At 51.1% G+C, this 17620-nt stretch carries 13 protein-coding genes; 3 read left to right on the forward strand and 10 right to left on the reverse strand.

Going from position 1 to position 17620, the window contains the following annotated elements; all coding sequences use genetic code 11:
* Nucleotides 1-63: 63 nt before the first annotated feature.
* Nucleotides 64-2550, reverse strand: a complete 2487-nt coding sequence (locus DU481_RS10990) for an acyl-CoA dehydrogenase (protein ID WP_350134447.1) — start codon at nt 2548-2550, stop codon at nt 64-66.
* A 241-nt stretch (nt 2551-2791) separates the two neighbouring features.
* Between DU481_RS10990 and dapE the strand changes: the two genes are divergently transcribed.
* Complete coding sequence (gene dapE, locus DU481_RS10995) at nt 2792-3994, forward strand: succinyl-diaminopimelate desuccinylase (RefSeq protein ID WP_350134449.1); 1203 nt, start codon at nt 2792-2794, stop codon at nt 3992-3994.
* Between the two features lie 170 nt (nt 3995-4164).
* On the forward strand, nt 4165-5007 hold the full coding sequence (locus DU481_RS11000; RefSeq protein ID WP_350134451.1) for a hypothetical protein: 843 nt from the start codon (nt 4165-4167) through the stop codon (nt 5005-5007).
* A gap of 156 nt (nt 5008-5163) precedes the next feature.
* Here DU481_RS11000 and yjjJ read toward each other — a convergent pair whose 3' ends face one another.
* Nucleotides 5164-6507: a type II toxin-antitoxin system HipA family toxin YjjJ gene (gene yjjJ / locus DU481_RS11005; RefSeq protein WP_350134453.1), complete on the reverse strand. Its 1344-nt coding sequence runs from the start codon at nt 6505-6507 to the stop codon at nt 5164-5166.
* Between the two features lie 189 nt (nt 6508-6696).
* Nucleotides 6697-7335 carry a DsbA family protein gene (locus DU481_RS11010; protein WP_350134454.1) on the reverse strand — a complete coding sequence of 213 codons (639 nt, stop codon included), beginning with the start codon at nt 7333-7335 and terminating at the stop codon, nt 6697-6699.
* A gap of 149 nt (nt 7336-7484) precedes the next feature.
* Here DU481_RS11010 and DU481_RS11015 point away from each other — a divergent pair, with 149 nt between their 5' ends.
* A complete protein-coding gene (locus DU481_RS11015; RefSeq protein ID WP_350134456.1) occupies nt 7485-8381 on the forward strand; it encodes a DUF6279 family lipoprotein in 897 nt (298 codons plus the stop codon).
* A 72-nt stretch (nt 8382-8453) separates the two neighbouring features.
* Here DU481_RS11015 and DU481_RS11020 read toward each other — a convergent pair whose 3' ends face one another.
* The 7 genes from DU481_RS11020 to DU481_RS11050 form a co-directional block, all read right to left on the reverse strand.
* On the reverse strand, nt 8454-9161 hold the full coding sequence (locus DU481_RS11020; RefSeq protein WP_350134458.1) for an eCIS core domain-containing protein: 708 nt from the start codon (nt 9159-9161) through the stop codon (nt 8454-8456).
* 234 nt (nt 9162-9395) lie between these two features.
* Nucleotides 9396-9548, reverse strand: coding sequence for a hypothetical protein (locus DU481_RS11025; RefSeq protein ID WP_350134460.1), 153 nt, complete (start codon nt 9546-9548; stop codon nt 9396-9398).
* A gap of 70 nt (nt 9549-9618) precedes the next feature.
* Complete coding sequence (locus DU481_RS11030; protein ID WP_350134462.1) at nt 9619-11532, reverse strand: hypothetical protein; 1914 nt, start codon at nt 11530-11532, stop codon at nt 9619-9621.
* 35 nt (nt 11533-11567) lie between these two features.
* Nucleotides 11568-12200: a class I SAM-dependent methyltransferase gene (locus DU481_RS11035; protein WP_350134464.1), complete on the reverse strand. Its 633-nt coding sequence runs from the start codon at nt 12198-12200 to the stop codon at nt 11568-11570.
* A 54-nt stretch (nt 12201-12254) separates the two neighbouring features.
* Complete coding sequence (locus DU481_RS11040) at nt 12255-14864, reverse strand: hypothetical protein (protein ID WP_350134465.1); 2610 nt, start codon at nt 14862-14864, stop codon at nt 12255-12257.
* Between the two features lie 7 nt (nt 14865-14871).
* Nucleotides 14872-16251 (reverse strand): ATP-binding protein, encoded by a 1380-nt coding sequence (locus tag DU481_RS11045; protein WP_350134467.1) that lies wholly within the window; start codon nt 16249-16251, stop codon nt 14872-14874.
* A 3-nt stretch (nt 16252-16254) separates the two neighbouring features.
* Nucleotides 16255-17620 (reverse strand): contractile injection system tape measure protein (locus DU481_RS11050; protein ID WP_350134468.1); only part of this gene is annotated, 1366 nt, incomplete at its 5' end.

The raw sequence follows: 17620 nt of genomic DNA on the forward strand, positions 1-17620 counted from the left end.
ATTTGCATAGCATTCCTTTTTATACCGGGATTTCTGTCAGTGTCGTCATGTTTTCAGTGCACGTCATTCCCTGTTTTGTTCCTCTTCGCCGCCGCCTTCGTCTGAAGAAATACTTTCCATCACTTCGGCAGCCGCAGCGGCCGCAGCACTCACTGCCGCGACAAAGCCAGCAGCACCCGCGCCAGCAGCGGCGCTCGCCACATGACCGATTGTTCCGGCAATGCCCGTGTCCGTCCTTGTTTCGTGACCGAAATCAGGCGGAAAATCATCCACTTTAACCACTCGGCCGCGCAAATCTTTCAATTTGTTCAGAAGACCCGCTTCTTCCGCGCTAATGATGTTCAGTTGCAACGCCTGAGCGATCTGTCCGTCACCATGATCGGTAATTTTATGCTGCTTGACGGCTTCGCGCAGTTTGGCCTCGATGGCGCTGCATTGAATAACGCATTGCAAAGCATGCTCCAGATCCGCCATCGGTTCACCATCGGCGGTAGGAACAAAAATCCCTGAGGTTAATCGATCGCGCACCGCACCCGGTTCCATCATCAGCCTGGCAACTTCATGCGCCAGTGCATCAGTGGGGGGTTTGCAGCGTTTCCCGAGCGGAAAGACCAAGGCTTTCAGCGCCCAGATCAACGCAATATGCCCCGGGAAATTGGTCAGAAATTCATCGAATGCCTGTTGCAAGCGATACAAAGCATCTTGTATGGACCAATGCAGCAACGGCAAATCCGCAGCCGGACGGCCATCGTCTTCAAAACGCTTCAGCGTAGCCGAGCACAGATACAGCATGCTGAGAATATCGCCCAGCCGCGCCGACAAGCGCTCCCTGCGCTTGAGCGATCCACCCAGCTTCATCAACCCGATGTCGGCGATACACGCAAAACTGGCGGAGTAACGCGCCAATTGGCGATAATACGCGGCCGTTTCCGGCGCGCAATTTTCCGGCGCGTTGTCTTTAATATGGCTGCCGAATAGCGCATAAATCAAAGCGTTTGCCGTATTGCGCAGGGTGAATCTAGCGTGCCCGATCAACGCTTCGTCAAACGCCTGCGATGCGCTGTCCGGATTGTTATCATGCGTGGCGTTAACTTCTTTCAGCAGATACGGATGACAGCGGATCGCGCCCTGACCGAAGATGATCATATTGCGCGTCAAAATGTTGGCGCCTTCCACAGTAATGCTGACGGGAATCTGCTGATAAGTGCGCCCGAGATAGTTTCTCGGCCCGATGCAAATGCCCTTGCCGCCGTGAATATCCATTGCGTCGTTGATCGCTTGGCGTCCGCGTTCGGTCAGATGATATTTGACAATGGCCGACGCGACGGAAGGTTTCTCGCCCAGATCGACCGCGCTCGCGGTCATGACGCGCGCAGCGTCCATCATGTAAGTATTGCCGCCAATGCGCGCCAATGCTTCCTCGATACCTTCAAAATAACCGATCGGCGTTTTGAACTGCACGCGCACCCGGCCATACGCACCCGCAGTACGCGCTGCCAATTTTGCCGCGCCAACGCTGGTGGCTGGCAATGAAATGGCGCGTCCGACCGACAAGCAGTTCATCAACATGCGCCAGCCTTGCCCGACGCCTTCCTGCCCGCCGATAATCCAATCCATCGGAATGAACACTTCCTTGCCCCAGTTCGGGCCATTCTGGAATGCACCGTTGAGCGGATAATGCCGCCGCCCGATATGGACACCCGGCGTATTGGTGGGAATCAGCGCGAGCGTAATGCCGAGATCTTCGTCTTTGCCCAACAACCGGTCCGGATCGTACAATTTGAACGCCAACCCCAGAATAGTCGCCACCGGCCCCAACGTGATATAACGTTTCTCCCAGGTTACTTTCATCCCCAGCACATCGCTTTGACCGTCGTATTCGCCGCGGCACACGATACCGAAATCCGGCATCGCACCGGCATCCGAACCCGCTTCCGGCGAAGTCAGCGCAAAGCAAGGAACCTCCTGGCCTTTAGCCAAGCGTGGCAAGTAATATTCTTTTTGCTTTTCGGTACCGTAATGCAGCAGCAGCTCGGCTGGCCCCAAGGAATTCGGCACCATCACCGTAACCGCCCCGGTACCGCTGCGCGAGCCGATTTTCATCACCACTTCGGAATGCGCCAGCGCCGAGAAACCGTAACCGCCGTACTGCTTGGGAATGATTAGGCCGAAGAAACCCTTGTCCTTGATGAACTGCCACACTTCCGGCGGCAAATCCTTCAGCTCATGCGTGATCTTCCATTCGTCAAGCATGGCGCACAATTGCTCCGCCGGACCATCGAGAAACGCCTGCTCCTCCGCGCTCAATTGCGGCTTGGGATAGGCCAGCAGCTTTTTCCAATCCGGCTTGCCGCTGAATAATTCACCCTCCCACCAAACCGTACCGGCGTCCAACGCCTCCTGCTCCGTTTGCGAGATGGGCGGCAGCATTTTGCGGAAAATTTTCAGGATCGGATTGCTGACCAGATGACGGCGCAGTAAAGGAATCGCCAGAATCAAGCTGGCAACGGCAACGACAAATAAGACGACATAGAAGAGAAACAGGAACATGGCAATCTTCCTCGTAGTGAGTTAAACCCGGTCAACTTTGCTGCACGATGACACGGTGTTGTACAAGACTTCAATCAGGCGTGTAGAATCCGGCAATCTTCTCAAAGCGCTACAGTCGCAAATTTACATGATAACCGTCCAAATCCCTACTGTAGCGCTGAAGTATTATGCCGCGTTTGTTGTGGTTTTCATACACCCGCACCGCCACCAATTTTTAACTTGTTAAATTCAGGAAAAAATCATGTCCGATGACACACTGTCGCTTGCGCAAATACTGATCGCCCGCCGCTCACTCACCCCTGCCGATGACGGCTGCCAGGAAATCCTTATCGAACGCCTGGAAAAACTCGGCTTCCGCATCGAAAAAATGCGCTTCGGCGAGGTCGACAACCTCTGGGCGCGGCGCGGCGATGCAGCGCCGGTGCTGTGTCTCGCCGGACATACCGACGTCGTGCCCACCGGCCCGCTGGAGCAATGGGACAGCGACCCGTTTACGCCCACGATCCGCGACGGCAAACTGTACGGCCGCGGCGCCGCCGACATGAAATCATCGCTCGCGGCGTTTATCACCGCGATTGAAACGTTCGTGGCGCAACACGCCAATCATCAGGGCTCCATCGCATTGCTGATCACTTCCGATGAAGAAGGCATCGCTGTCGACGGCACGGTCAAAGTGGTCGAAGCGCTCAAAGCACGCGGCGAATTGCTGGATTACTGCATCGTCGGTGAACCGACCTGCACCGATACGCTCGGTGACACGATCAAAAACGGCCGGCGCGGTTCTCTATCCGGCAATCTGACGATCAAAGGCATCCAAGGCCATATCGCCTACCCGCATCTGGCGAAAAACCCGATTCATCTGGCCGCCCCAGCAATTGCGGAACTGGCGCAGACCGAATGGGATCAAGGCAACGAATATTTCCCGCCGACCACTTGGCACATTTCCAACATCCACGGCGGCACCGGCGCGACCAACGTCATCCCCGGCACGTTGAACTTGTTATTCAACTTCCGTTTCTCGACCGCCAGCACCGTCGAATCGCTGCAAAACCGCGTGTATGAAATTCTTGGTAAACATGGTTTGGACTATGACTTGCAATGGGAGCTATCGGGCAAACCGTTTCTCACACCGAAGGCGGAACTGGCCGATGCCATGCACGCCGCCATCGTCGAAACCACCGGCATCGAACCTCAACTCTCCACCTCCGGCGGCACCTCGGACGGCCGTTTCATCGCCGACATCTGCGCGCAAGTCATCGAATTCGGCCCGCGCAATGCCACCATCCACAAATTGAACGAACATGTGGCGGTGGACGATCTTGAAAAGCTATCGAGAATTTACCAGTTGATCATGGAGAACTTGCTGGTCGATAAAACTGTGGTGGCCGATTCAGACACCGATAGTTTTTGGGATAAATTGAAGAAGTATTTTTCTTTTGGGTGAGGTAATGATTGGAATGCCAGTTTGAGCTTAAGGCGCGAGAAACCAAATAATTTTCTGACGCTATCTTTCAAGAATAAGTGTATTTGTAGCCCCTCAGCGTTGCTTGTACTGACGCATACAATGATGTTCGCCAGAGTGCGACGAGAAAATGAACTTATTAGAGGTGAGATTTGAGTTCTAGAATTTTTCGCTTTTTAAGTTTTGAATCATTCGTAGATCTGGTTTTAAGAAAGCAATTAGCATTTGTAACATATGACATGTGGCAAGATCCATACGAGGGTTTTGTCATAAAAGCCATGCAAACAGATAAGGGGCGAGCTGACATCATACAATGGTTTAAGAAAAGTAATTTATCTAGTGATATGCCTCCCGAAATGCGATTAGGCATACTTGAAAAGTATAGTAAAACAGTTCACTTACAGTCATGGACTAAACGTGAAGAAACTGATGCTTTATGGAGAATCTACGCTTTCAATGGGAATTCAATTCGTATTGAAACAACCATCAAGAACATTCAACGTATTGATAATATTAGTTTCTTTTCAGTAGAATACAAGCCAATGAGTCTAGAACGCGAACTTAAAAGTATATTTGCTGGAAATAAAATTCAAATCCAAAATGCATTTTCGTGGAAGAGAAAAGCATTTTCACACGAGGAAGAATTTAGACTAATTTCAAATATCGATCACGAATACTTGCCTGAGCAGCAATTAAATCAACAATCCCCAATTACTCGTGACGACATGTTAAGAGCATTGTCAATGTTTCTTGAGAAGGGTGAAATAACACGACAAGAGTATGAAAGTGGCGTTGCAAACATTAATTCGCCTTCCAAGCTCAGTATTAAAAAAGTTAAATACATATCATTTTCTCATATTCCCAATTTTATCGAATCGGTAATGGTGCATCCGACCGCTTCGGATTGGTTTGTCGAGACAGTCGGACACTTTTGCAATAATAATCAAATAAATTTTCTAGGAAAATCGAATCTGTATAAATTTAATCATTGCTAAATAAAGAACCTGCTTAAGGCGGAAACTGGAGACGTTCCGCCAGTATGATCCATCGAAAGTTCCCACCAAATGAAAGTGATAATCGCTTGGAATTGAATGGATCAGGGTATTGCGAGATTACCCTAGGATTGTGGCCGTGCAATGATCTCTACACACTCATCCTAGCCGGTCAATCTTAGCACTGGCCGTTTTGATGTGGTTCTCAAGCGCGGCGATACACGATCTGAACCGGTGGCTGAATCCTGTGCTCGCTTTCATTTGAGCAAGGAACACACAAGCTAGTTGTTCAGCGTATCGCCAGGTTTCGTTGGTCACGCCAGCGCAAATGCTTGCCCCGGACATGGCGCTCTGTAGCCCACCGCCACTACGGGGCGCAAAGGTCATCGGCGTCATATCGTAAGCCGGTGCAATATCATAAGGGCGGCCCTGTTCGGAGACGAATGACAGATTGCCGCTGTGCATGTCGGTATTTCCGATCAGGGTGCCGAAAGCCCACAGGAGATCTGCACGATCCGCTGCTTCTTGACGAATCTGACCGTCAGCCGCCAGCCGGTGTACCATGATGGGCCAACCACCTGTTCCTGCGCCGACGAATTCGGCGTCCAGTGCAGCCAAGGAGAATAGTGCGCGCCGGCCCAAGTTGCCGATACGGTCAAAACGCTCCGCTTCAAGGAAACGTTGGTTGCCGTGATCCACTATTCGTGTCTTGGCGGCAGGGATACCGGCTTCGCGTAGCGTATTCAGCGCGAGATGTTCGGCTAACAACAAATCACGCCAGCGTTCGCTCACAGGGTTTTCTTCCATCTCGCTGAATTTCACAATGACATGCCGGGACCCATCGGGCGTTATAGCGAAGGTGGTGAACTTTGGCTGCTCACCGCCAGCTGACGACCCAGGTTTCTCGCCGCACGCGGCTTCTAGTGCCAACCGGGCATATTCTTTGGTCTTTTGCCTCTCTTCGATTGGATCGGGAACAGACGCGGCGAGAAAACGATCCCTGGCAATATCGCCCAGCAGCAGATTCCCCACCACATCATGGCCATGCGCAAGCAGCGCCCGCAAAACGTGAGTATCAGTCCAGTCATTGAGCCGCCCCGGCAGCCCCAGTTCAACGCCGTGACGAGCAGCGTAAGCCCGGCCGAGATACCCTTGGGGACGCATGTCAAACAACCACCATGGCAAACCGTGGCTATGGAGAGCGGTTCCATTCTCTTGGCACATAACGAACCCTTCCGGACGCACTGGAATCAACATTCCCAGCTGACGTATCCGGCCTTCCACATCGACTCGATAAACCGGGAAGTCCGGCAAGCCGCGCATGACATCGCGTAGCGTGTACTGAATAGATCGCGCAGCGCCAATCCGAACGATTTCATCGCCCAGTTCGGTCAGAGCGCGGGAGATCGTTGGTTGACTTGCACCAACAATTTCAGATAGTTGACGTCCAGATAGCGGCCCGCCAAATAGTCGCATCCGAATAGTCTCAGCGTGTGGTGACATACATTTGAATTAATATATGAATATATTCTTGAATAGATAGTATAAGCAATCTGGAAGTCATTCGAGAAAAATATTGCAACCTTGGGCGATACAAACCACCATCAATCACTCAGTCTCGCAGACTGCATTGGATCGGTCCCATTCAATCAATGCCAGATTGAGTGGAGAACAACCTCTAAAACTATATGATTAGGTGTGAGACACTACAGATTCGATCGCTCTGATCTCGCTCAGCATAGTGCGATGATCCAAATAATCGATAGCAATCGGATACACGTTATTGTTATGCACCAATCGCAAAGACGGATAGGAATAAACTTCCATGCTTCTTGCCTGTTGCATTTGCTGCTGTAGTTCATTTTCTATCGCCGGACTTTTCAGGTCTTCGATGAAGGCGTCCGCGTCCAATCCTATCTCACGGGCGCATGCTTGCAAAGTTTCCGGCAGCGATGGATTCTTTGCTTGTTGATAATAGGCGGTTTGAATGGCGCGGATCATTTCTGGCTCAGCTTCAGTGCGTTGCTTTTTGGCCGCCAGAACAGCCCGGCAAGCCGGATACGTTGAGCGGATCGGTGTATTGCGCGACCAGAAGTCCCAATTGAAGTGAACACCGGGAACGGTTTGTTCGATGCGCTGCCAGGCTTGTTGCACCATTTTCTGCGTCGCGGGTGGCATCGGTTCGGCGGTGTCCGGCGCCAGGCCACCGACGAGGTAAACAATGTCCATATCGTGCGGCAAATCCCGTTGCAACGCAGCCCAGCTTTGGCTGAAGGCGTAGCACCAGCTGCACATGGGATCATGAATGTAGAAAATTCGCGAAGTACGCATTTGCAAGCATCCAAAATTGAAGTCCTGCAATGTTATCGCCAAAGATGCATAAATCCTAGCGATTCGAAATAACACTTTACGTCAAAAAAGACAGGCGCGATTGCGGTAAAATTCTCATCTGCTTACCGTTTGAATGGACAACTGTCATCATGCCGCACACCTTACGTAAATCACTCGCACGAATCGCGCTGATCGCCTTGCTGTTGCTGTTCAGCGGTTGTAGCATGCTGAGACTTGGCTATGATAATGGGCCGCAAATGGTGTGGTGGTGGCTCGATGGTTATGTCGATTTCAGCCGGGAACAAGCGCCGCACGCCAAGCACGCCATTCACCAATGGTTTGGCTGGCACCGCGCCAACCAGTTGCCGGAATACGCGGATTGGTTAGCCGCGATACGCAGCCGGGTCGACGGCCCGCTGACGCCCGAGCAAGTCTGTAGCTGGTCCGACGAGCTGCAAGCTATCATCGCGCCCACTTTCGATCACGCCGCGCATCTCGGCACACCGGTGGTACTACGTTTGGATGAAACGCAATGGCGTCATCTCGAAAAACGCTACGCCAAGAGTAACGAAGAGCTGCGCGAGGACTTCCTGCAGCCCGATCCCGAAGACCGGCTGCGCGCAGCCATCAAGCGGACGGTCAAACGCATCGAGAATCTTTACGGCGATATCGACAAAACACAACGGCGCTTAATCATCGCCAGCCTTGAAGCTTCCCCCTTCAACCCAGAAGCATGGTTGACCGAACGCCAGCGGCGGCAACAAGAAACCCTGCGAACCCTGCGCCAGCTCGCCACCGAATCCGCCGCGCCTGAACCGGCCACGGCTTCGTTACGGAAGCTGATTGCCCACACGCACCGCTCTGATGACCCGGATTACCGGGCTTACCAAATAAAATTATCCGAGCATACCTGCGGCTTCATCGCACGCATGCACAACAGCACCACACCAGCGCAACGCCAGCATGCGCACGATAAATTAAAGGGTTGGGAAACTGACTTTCGTGCGTTGACGATGGATAACCGCGTGCAGACTGCGTTGGAATAGTGATATTGCGACACAATGCATGAATCCGGCGGGATTTAACGCCACAACCCCGTCGGCTTATTCCTATTTAAGCTAAACAGCGCTTCCTAATGCCTTCGCACCCATCACATCCGCTTCGTGCTCTAAGCCACGATCATCATTGATGGGAACACCTTCCTTCATCTGCATTGTCGGCTGCACCCGGCCTTGCGCCTGCTGCACCACATGCCAGGCTTCATGCGGCAAATGCTGCTCCTGCCCTGGTGCGACATGGATATCGGTGCCTTGCGCATAAGCAAGCGCGTTGAGCTGTGCCGGTTGCAATGAGTTGTAATGCACCCGGACAGAATCCATCGACATACCGGACAGCGATTCGATACCGGATTTGAGATTATCCGGCAGGCCGGTGTTGTTCGCGGTATTGTTGGTTTGGGCGGAAGATTGCTCTTTTAATTGTGCGGGAGCATCCGTGGCTGCTTTTTTCTGCAACTCTTCTTCCTCGACTCGTTGGATCAGCTCGGATTTCTTTTGCAGCAGCTCTTCTTCCTCGACGCGCTGCACCGGTTCTCCCGATAACATTTTGCGTTGCGCCAGTATGCGCGAACTATTGTGTATCAGCTGACTGATTTTTCTTTGCGCGATAGCTTGGGGAGAATTGACCATAGCAGTCATCAATTGCCGCCGATTTGCAGTCGATTCACGATTGTCCGCAAAAGCTTGATGAACGGATGATATAGTTGCCACGGCAGCAGGATTACGCGTTTGTTGCCGTTCTGACTCAATCGATGATAATCGTTTCATACTTCCCTCCGTTTATCTTATGCCATTTTCAATCTTTGACTGACAAGTGAATATCAATCTGACTCGCTAGTTGAAGTCACTTGCTATAGATCATCACTAAATATTTTACTCGCACTAAAGCTTTACAACAAAGCTATTGAATTTCAATTCACATTTGCTGCAATCAAATCCTGAATACCATACCATATTCCAAATCAAGATGATGCCATTTCCAGGTTCCAGGGCGCTTTACAGTCACAGCAAAGGATCTAGCCATTCAGCAATCGAGAGATGTTGTGCCCGTCTGTCGCTGGGTGTGAGCTTCACCACACTACCGTTTTTAGTAGAGCCATAGTCCACCTGAGAAGAATCCGTTTCCAGATCCACTTTAATCCAGCGCAAGGGCATCCCGCTGCGTGAAAATCATGGAATCGCTAGCAATGATCGAGAATTCCCCGCGCCTGTCCAAGAGGCAGATTTATTCCAGCCATGCAGCTTTCATCCAGGCCACAATGCCTTTTGACAGCTTATCGTCAAGCGAATGAATCACGCTCACTTGCACCCAACTACCGTATTCATTCCTGGTTAGAGCCACACCGGCGCCGCCAAAGAAAGTATATATAGCGCCAGAATTAATCCCACCAATGCTGTCTGATAAATTGATAGGCCGCAGCCACTGCACCGAAGAAGAGAACGGTATCCCTTTCTTTAATGCCTTGCTACTCATCCAACCGACGGTTCCAGGCGGGATTTTTTTATCCTGCGACAGATAAATCCTGACTTGCTGCCAAGACTTTTTTCGCTTGACTGGCGAGCCTATGGGTTGCACCACAGTATCGCCCGTGAAGGATTCAAGTACGTTTGCCTCTCCACTGTCAGGACTGTGAGCCAAGGTGATACCACTAAAGCCCAAGGTTCCCGAACCGCCATATACTGCTGGCAAAGGTTTGCCAGAAGCCTCACCGGTGATGAATCCCTTACCTGCTGGATGTTGCAGCTTGTAACCCGATACAGTTTTAGTTTGCTCACCGCCCAATGGCGCCGCCTTCGGCGTCCCTTTGCCTTCATCCAGCTTGCTAGCTTCAGGGCTGCCTGATTTTCCGAATTCTTCTGCGATTCCATAAGGCTTTTCCCCATAGGCCAGATAGCGGGATTGGATGCTGCCTTGATGGCGGGAACCTGGAACAGGGTTTCCATCTATGCTGTAGCGAAAAAAGTCGAAATTGAAGTTGGAATCCACTTGGTATTTGCCACTTGGCAAATGCGAGATGCTTTCACCATCCACCTTGACATGATAGTAGCAGACATAGCCTGCCTGTACGCTAGACTTGACCCATTTCTCGACAAACTTCAAGTGCTTGTCATTGGCGTCGGCAGTGATTGGATATAGATTGATGGCATTGCCGGGGCCGCCCACATCATGGTTTAACAAGTGCCCCTTGATGTATTTAGAATGATTCGGAACACCGGTGTTTCCGCTATTGGCAAGCTGTTTCATCAAACTGTCTTGATCGGAGTCCTTGTTGGAATCAGATCCTGGTTGATGGTCTTGCGACAGCGGATTGGCGATCATTTCCCGACCTACCGTAGCCGAGGCTGTACCTAATGTTATGCTGCCAGTTTTAAACAAGGCATTGGTTTGAGTGGCTTCTCCTGTGCCGCTACCAAGCATGCGATAACCAATTGAAGAACCGGAATCGTATGCAACCTCGTAAGTCGGATTGATCTCAAAGACGACCTTTGGCTTGGCATGTCCGACGCCTTTCAACCGGATGTCTTTCAAGCGGTAGGCTTCGGCCAGCGTGGACAAGCCCTGTTGCAGGCTTAGCGTGTCGGCGGATTGTTTCATCAAAGCCTGCACAGCGGCCTCCACCTCAAGTGCCCGTTGTTCTATTTCCGCAGCCGCTGCAGGGTCGGTCGGCAAGGTGCCGGATTTGGGTGTCGGAGCTGCTTGCATGGGCTTTAGTGGCGGTGCTTTTTCGACACCGTCGATTGTATTGGCTGCCGTGTCACCTAGCTCTTGGCTTGGCACGACTGATCCTGGCAATGGTTTTTCGGCTTCTTGTTCCTTCCGTTGCACGGTTCTAGCGTTGATGATCCCTAACTCGCGGCGCTGGGCAGTTGCGAACTTACCCTGAAGCGGCTTTTCTTCCTTGATACGCTGCAGCGCATTCAATTTCCCTCGCGACATATTATGAAATTGTTCCGTCCTATTGCGTTGAGCAATTGTTTTTGGATTGGAAAGAATGGTATCTTTTAACTGCCTTAGTGCGATAGTCTCCGGTCGGTTATCGACAAAATCCGATGAGTTTCCTGCATGCATCCCATTAGCATTAGGCTGGAACTGTCTTGCTTGCTGTTGTTCCGATCCAGTTGACACTGATTGTTTCATGCTTTCCTCCGCGTTATGGGATATTACTTCCAATTTTACACCGGCAACTGACCATCAACTTCATCCCTATACATCAACACCGTAAAATCATCTTCCAAATAATCACTGAGGCATTCTACGCGCGGCGACAGCACCCGGCAAAGTGTCAGGATTTCTTCCCGGTCGTGCCCGATCAGCAAATCATGCTGCGGGAAATGGCTTTTATCCAGCATGTTGAAAGCCAACGCGATGCTGGCGCTGTTATACAATTTTCCGATCATGGCGGTATAAAAACTGTCATCTTTACAGCGGTATCCCAATACGCCGCTGGCGATGACATAATCGACCTGCGGTAATTCTGCGCTACTGAAGTCCGTTTGATAAAAAGTTGTCCGTTCGATGCCTTCGTAGCGCTTCCGAGCTTCGGCGATAAACTCCGGCATTTGATCGATGCCGATATAATCGAAGCCGGAAAAATGCCGATCCAGGAACGCTTTCAAATCGCCATACCCGCACCCGGCATCGAGAATCGTCTTACCACTCAAGTTACCCACTTTGGCCAGCACTTGGTAGCGGACTTGCTGGCTATGCGCACCGCGCCATCCCAGTGATTCGACCGTGCCGTGTTGAAATTCAGCAATACGATGACGGTGGTAATGCATGACGGTCGCTTTTTCAATCAGGTCCATTGTAGTCATTTCCTTTTAAACCCTAATTTTCTGCGCGTGAAATCAGTACCCGGTCTAATCGCTGATTCTAGGCCGCGATGGCTTGCGCATTTGTTTTTTCCGCCGCTGATAAGCAATGATACTGACTGCAATACCGCCGGAAACCACCAGGATCAACGGCAAATTACCCGCAGAAACGGGCTCCAGCAGAGGATCATAGGTTAACAACAGCAATGCGACAATCACTGTGGGCAGCAGAATAACCAGCAGATAAATCACATAAAAGTTAATGATCTTCTTATGGATACGGCATGAATACAAATACAGGATGGTGAATAACAAACATAAGAAGATCAGCGCAACTAATGCTAACCGGAAGTACACGCGATTTTCGCAGACCATTTTTTCCAGCATCGATTCCGGTTCACCATGCCAGGTGGTATTTTGAAAATATCTCACCAGGCAGCCGCTGACAAAATTAATTTCATCGCAACGGAACGGCATTTCCGCAACGACCTCCGGCTCGTTGGCCCATAAAGGCCAGAATCCGATTCCGCCAAAGTTATCTTTAAAATACACAATGTCGTCTTCCAGTTGCTTCCAGTCCCTGCCATCGAATTCGATGACCGGAACGATATGTCTAAGCAAGATACCGCGTTCGATACCGTGCAGTTCGCCATTTTCGATATCCAGCCGCAATTTCTTTTTGGAATCCGTGGTCGGTTCTTCAATCAGAATCAGAATCTTGGTTCTCACGTCAGAACGCGCATTGGTTGCAAACGATGTATCCGCGCTGCTGGAAGGCTTGGTATTATCAACCCAGGCAAATAAATTGGCATACCGGTAAACACCGCTACCGAGCGCGGATTGCGGCACCAGGATATTGACAAAATAATCGCCTCCCTGCGCAAACAATCTTTTCTGTAGTTCGGTAAAGAAGCGGTTGAACAATTCAACGGATTCGCGATCATCCGGGAAACCATCAAAATACAACGTAATGCCATCGCCCAGCGCGGGCGGCGGAATCATGCCGAAGGTTATATTCTGCCGTATTGTGCTGAAACGATCGGTTAATTGGCTGGTGAGCAGATTCACGATGTTTTCCGTCAACGTTTCAAAAACCGCTGCTTTGGACGGATTGGATAACTTCTTCCAGCGCTCCCAGTAGGATTTATCATTCCGGATGACCCAATCGACTTTGCTGTTGTGTTTGCGAGCAGCCTGAATAAATGCGGTCTGCGCATCCCGGCCCGCATCACCGAGCGATAAAATCGTGCTTTCGTTATGTATATTATTCGCGTGCTTGATGATGCCGTCTTCGTCGAAAGAAAGCCCGTAATAAGCGACTCTGGACAATACGCTGAAATTAACCGTTTGCTTCTCTCCAGCCAGCCAGAACGGGTAAAAACCGTACACCGTGCCGGACAAATCATCCAGCACGCAACCGCAGCCGCTGCCATCCCATTGAACGGACGATGCGGCGCGATAAACCGGACTTTTCTTATATAGTGGTGCGATGGCGGGCTGTACCACCTGCTCATACAGACCGGTGACAAATTCATCAATCAATGCCAGATCGTGGTCTTCGCAATCCTCTTTGGGGTGCAAGCGCAATAAATCAATCTCCTTCAACTGCTGGGAAAAATCGCGCATTCCCTGATAGGGGCCGGTCAGCAAGTCCTCGGTCAATTTTTTAAAATCGTCATCGCTGATTTTTAACCCGGCCACATAAGCATTCTGTTTATTGACATCCTGGCAGGCGCCAATACCCGCATAGATTTTCGACTTTGCCGCCTGCTCAAACAGATGTTTATCAGGATAGACGACACCTTTTAATGACTTATCCAATAATTCAGCGAGAACACCATTGAGCGAAGTAAACAGCGCATCGCCCATCAGCACATCGAGGAAGCTCTGACTGATGACGGCATCGGCATAGCGGTAATATTGCTGGATCACCGGCGTCAATTTATCCACCAGATCGGGATAATCCTTAAGCACCTCCGCGATGGCCGCTTGCAAAGCCGCTACGTTATCGAATTTCTTATTGACCAGTTTGGACAACTGCGCATAAATCTGGCCTTTCCCTTGCAGTATCTTGAAATCTTCCGCCGCCAGCTGATAGAAATTGATCATCGGTTGATTCTTATGAATCGTTATCGATTCCACCTGTGGATCGATCACTTGCAGATAGAGATACACGAGATCGAGCAGTGCTTGATCGGTTCCGCTGCGCCGCACCTTGTAATAACTATTCCTCTGAATTTCCGGCTGATCGTCATTCCACAGCGCAAAATCAGCGCTGATCAGCACTTCTGCCTCTTCCGGAAACATATTCGCGAAGGATGCGATACGCTCCAGACGGTTCTTGGTTTCATTGACATATTGGCCGACCGGCTCAATCTTGAAATCGTGAATAAACCGTTGCAGCCAGTACAACGTGACCGGCCCCATTTTCCCATCCGTCAGCGGCTGTTTGCTCTGCGCAACATCCTTTTTCCAATCGCGGTCGCCTTGATAAATCAACGCCAAGTTGCGCTGCATGCCACTGACTGTGGATTTATCCAACCGTTTGAATTTTTCTTGATCGAGCAAGCGATCGTACTGCGCGTCCACTGCCAGCGCAGCGGAAACGCAGCAGCTTAAAAAAACGCATGCCATCCAGCAAAGGAAATATTTTTTCATCGCATACTCACAGTGTTCGGCCTTCTTTTAGCAATTCTTTTATCACGCCTTTGATCAGATCATCCTGAATAATCACATCGCGCTTCATCCGTATCGCCTGAATGGCAGCGTAGCGCACCGCATTGGTAATAGCGCCGCCTGAAAGCTCATAGCTCTCCGCCAGCTTTGCCAAATCGGCATCCGCCGCAAGCAAGCGGCTGCTGGCAAACATACCTCGCCACAATCTTAAACGCTGGTCGGCGTCCGGCATCGCAAAATGCACCGAGGTCTGGAAACGCCGGGCAAAGGCTTCGTCGATGTTGGTTTTCAAATTGGTTGCCAGAATCACCACACCGGGATAATCCTCAACGCGCTGCAATAAATACGATACTTCCTGGTTTGCGTAGCGGTCATTCGAGCTGCTGGTTTGCGTTCGTTTACCGAATAACGCATCCGCTTCATCGAAAAAAAGAATCCAATTCTTGTTTGCCGCTTGATCAAACACATTCGCCAGATTCTTTTCGGTCTCGCCGATATATTTGGATACCACCATCGACAGATCGATACGGTACACATCGACGCCGATGCTCGATCCAATCAACGTCGCCGTCAACGTTTTTCCCGTGCCCGGCGGGCCATAAAATAACGCGCGGTAACCCGGCTTGATATTTCTGCCCAGATTCCACTGCTGCAAGATGGTTTGTGAATGCCGCAGCCAAGTATTGATATTTTCGATTTCATCCATCACTTCCGGATCGAGCACCAGATCATCCCAAGTCAGCGAAGTCGTAATCAATTTCGCCGGAAAGTTGGTGCCATAATCTGGCTTATCATGACGCCCCAGCGTCAATCGGTTCAGATACTCGACCGTCATCATCAGCATGGCGCTCAAAAAAGGCTCGCCGCTTGCGCTGTGCTCCACCTTGAGAATTTGCTGTTTGGATAAATAATGATCAGGCTGAAACAAACGCATCGCGTCGAAACGTTTTGCCAGATCATCTCCCGCCAGAATAAAAACAGCCGTTTCGCAGGTGGGCAAAAATCCGCTGTGTCCTTTGCCTTTCCATCCGCCGAATTCGGTAAATCCACGCGCGGTTTCCTGGTTGTTGAGCAAAAAAGTATCCAGCACATGCGGTTGTATGTGCGGCAGCAGCGCTAGAATGACCACCAGCCGCTCATCGAATCCCATAGCGTATTCCCGCACCAGCTGCGCATATTCGGATTGCTCTGCGGCAATATCCGGCGGCGATAACGTACGGATATCCTCAATAGCACCTTCCCGGCAAAAATAAATATCACAGCGCGCCGCCAGCACCGTCTTAAACCAGGCGATTTCCTTTTCCAAAGTGGCTGCGTTTGCGTCGCTTTCCATCATCGCCGGTATTTTTCCCGTATGAGATACATACAATTATTAGCGCCAGGTAACATGAACCGCCCGCTCCATCCAGCTGTGCTTGATGACGGAAAAACTCCACGGCAAGCTATCCAGCAACATATCAAACACGCCGGGCTCAACCGTCAGATACCACATGCCATCTTCTTTTAATTGCAACTTCCCTTTACGCCGCAGGAATGTCTCGCGTAAACCGCTGATGGAGGTATTACCGATGGTTTTCCAGTTCTGAATCATACCGCGCATCAACCCTTCGATCGTTTCCTGTTCCTGCGCGCTGATCGCAATTTCCCGGCAGATCGGAATGCCGGTCGATACGCCGCACAGAATTTTGTTCAGTGTCAGCTGGTATTCCGGCGATTGCGTTTGCTCGTTGACCATGAACTGCAGCAAATGCACCGCACGCTCGGCTGCCTGGCGATCGACAAAAGCGCCCTCCTCGACCAGTTTCAGCATGCTGAAAAGCCGCGGCAAATACGGCGCTGCCAGTACCTGTCCGGCATTATCGATATAAATTTCCTCGGTGACATCGGTCGGCTCAGTTCGGTTCAGCAAAGCATCCCAATCGATGGCTGTTGCTTGCTCAACCAGCGCCGACGGACTGACTCCGGTTTCGACCAGTGGATTTTCTTTCCCGCTGTGCAGTGATTCAGCCGGAGTTTCGATCAGCGCCTGTAACAATAAACGAATCGCAGCGGCCGTTTTATTCCGTGCCAACGTTTCATACCAAGCCCGTAGCGTGATCTGAGCACCAGTCTCGTCCGATACGCCGCGTGCGATTGCCTGCAAGTAGATCGTCGGTGTGATTTCAGCGGTGTCCAGAGTCAATAGATACTGCAGGCTGGTAGCCCATAAACGCTGTTGCCATTGCTGCCGGTTATTTTGTCCGGTTACCCGGTATAACTTGTCAGTCTGCGCCAGCAGGTGTTCATTCAGCACGGCCGCTTGTGGCGCCAGCAGGTAAGCGATTTCCATCCGTATGGATGGCGGTAGTTTGTTCACCCAGTCAGGTACGGCTATCGCGCGCAGTGTCATGCGTAACCGTTGCCTGAGTTCAGCCGGTTGAGTGTTTGTTTCAACCGTTGCATGATGCGCATCGATCAGCTGTGCCTCGCGCAAGGCTGTGATTACTGTTGCGTACAGTGTTTCTTCGCCTGCCGGAGAGTGTTGTTCGGTTGAGTGTTGTGACGTTGATCCGGCCACTGATTCCGTTTCGGCTTGCTTGTCTTGTTTGGCTTGTGCGTTCCAATCCTCACGGGCATCACTCGGCCGGAAAGGTGTTTGCTGCGACTGGATTGCAATCGCTTCCAGGTCGATTTCCCGGTCATGCAGTAGCTCTTCCAGCAGCAGCCGGTAGTAGGCTTGCCGGTCATTGGCGCGATCC

Origin of the sequence: Nitrosomonas sp. (genome assembly GCF_040240425.1) — a bacterium.
Classification (GTDB): Bacteria; Pseudomonadota; Gammaproteobacteria; order Burkholderiales; family Nitrosomonadaceae; genus Nitrosomonas.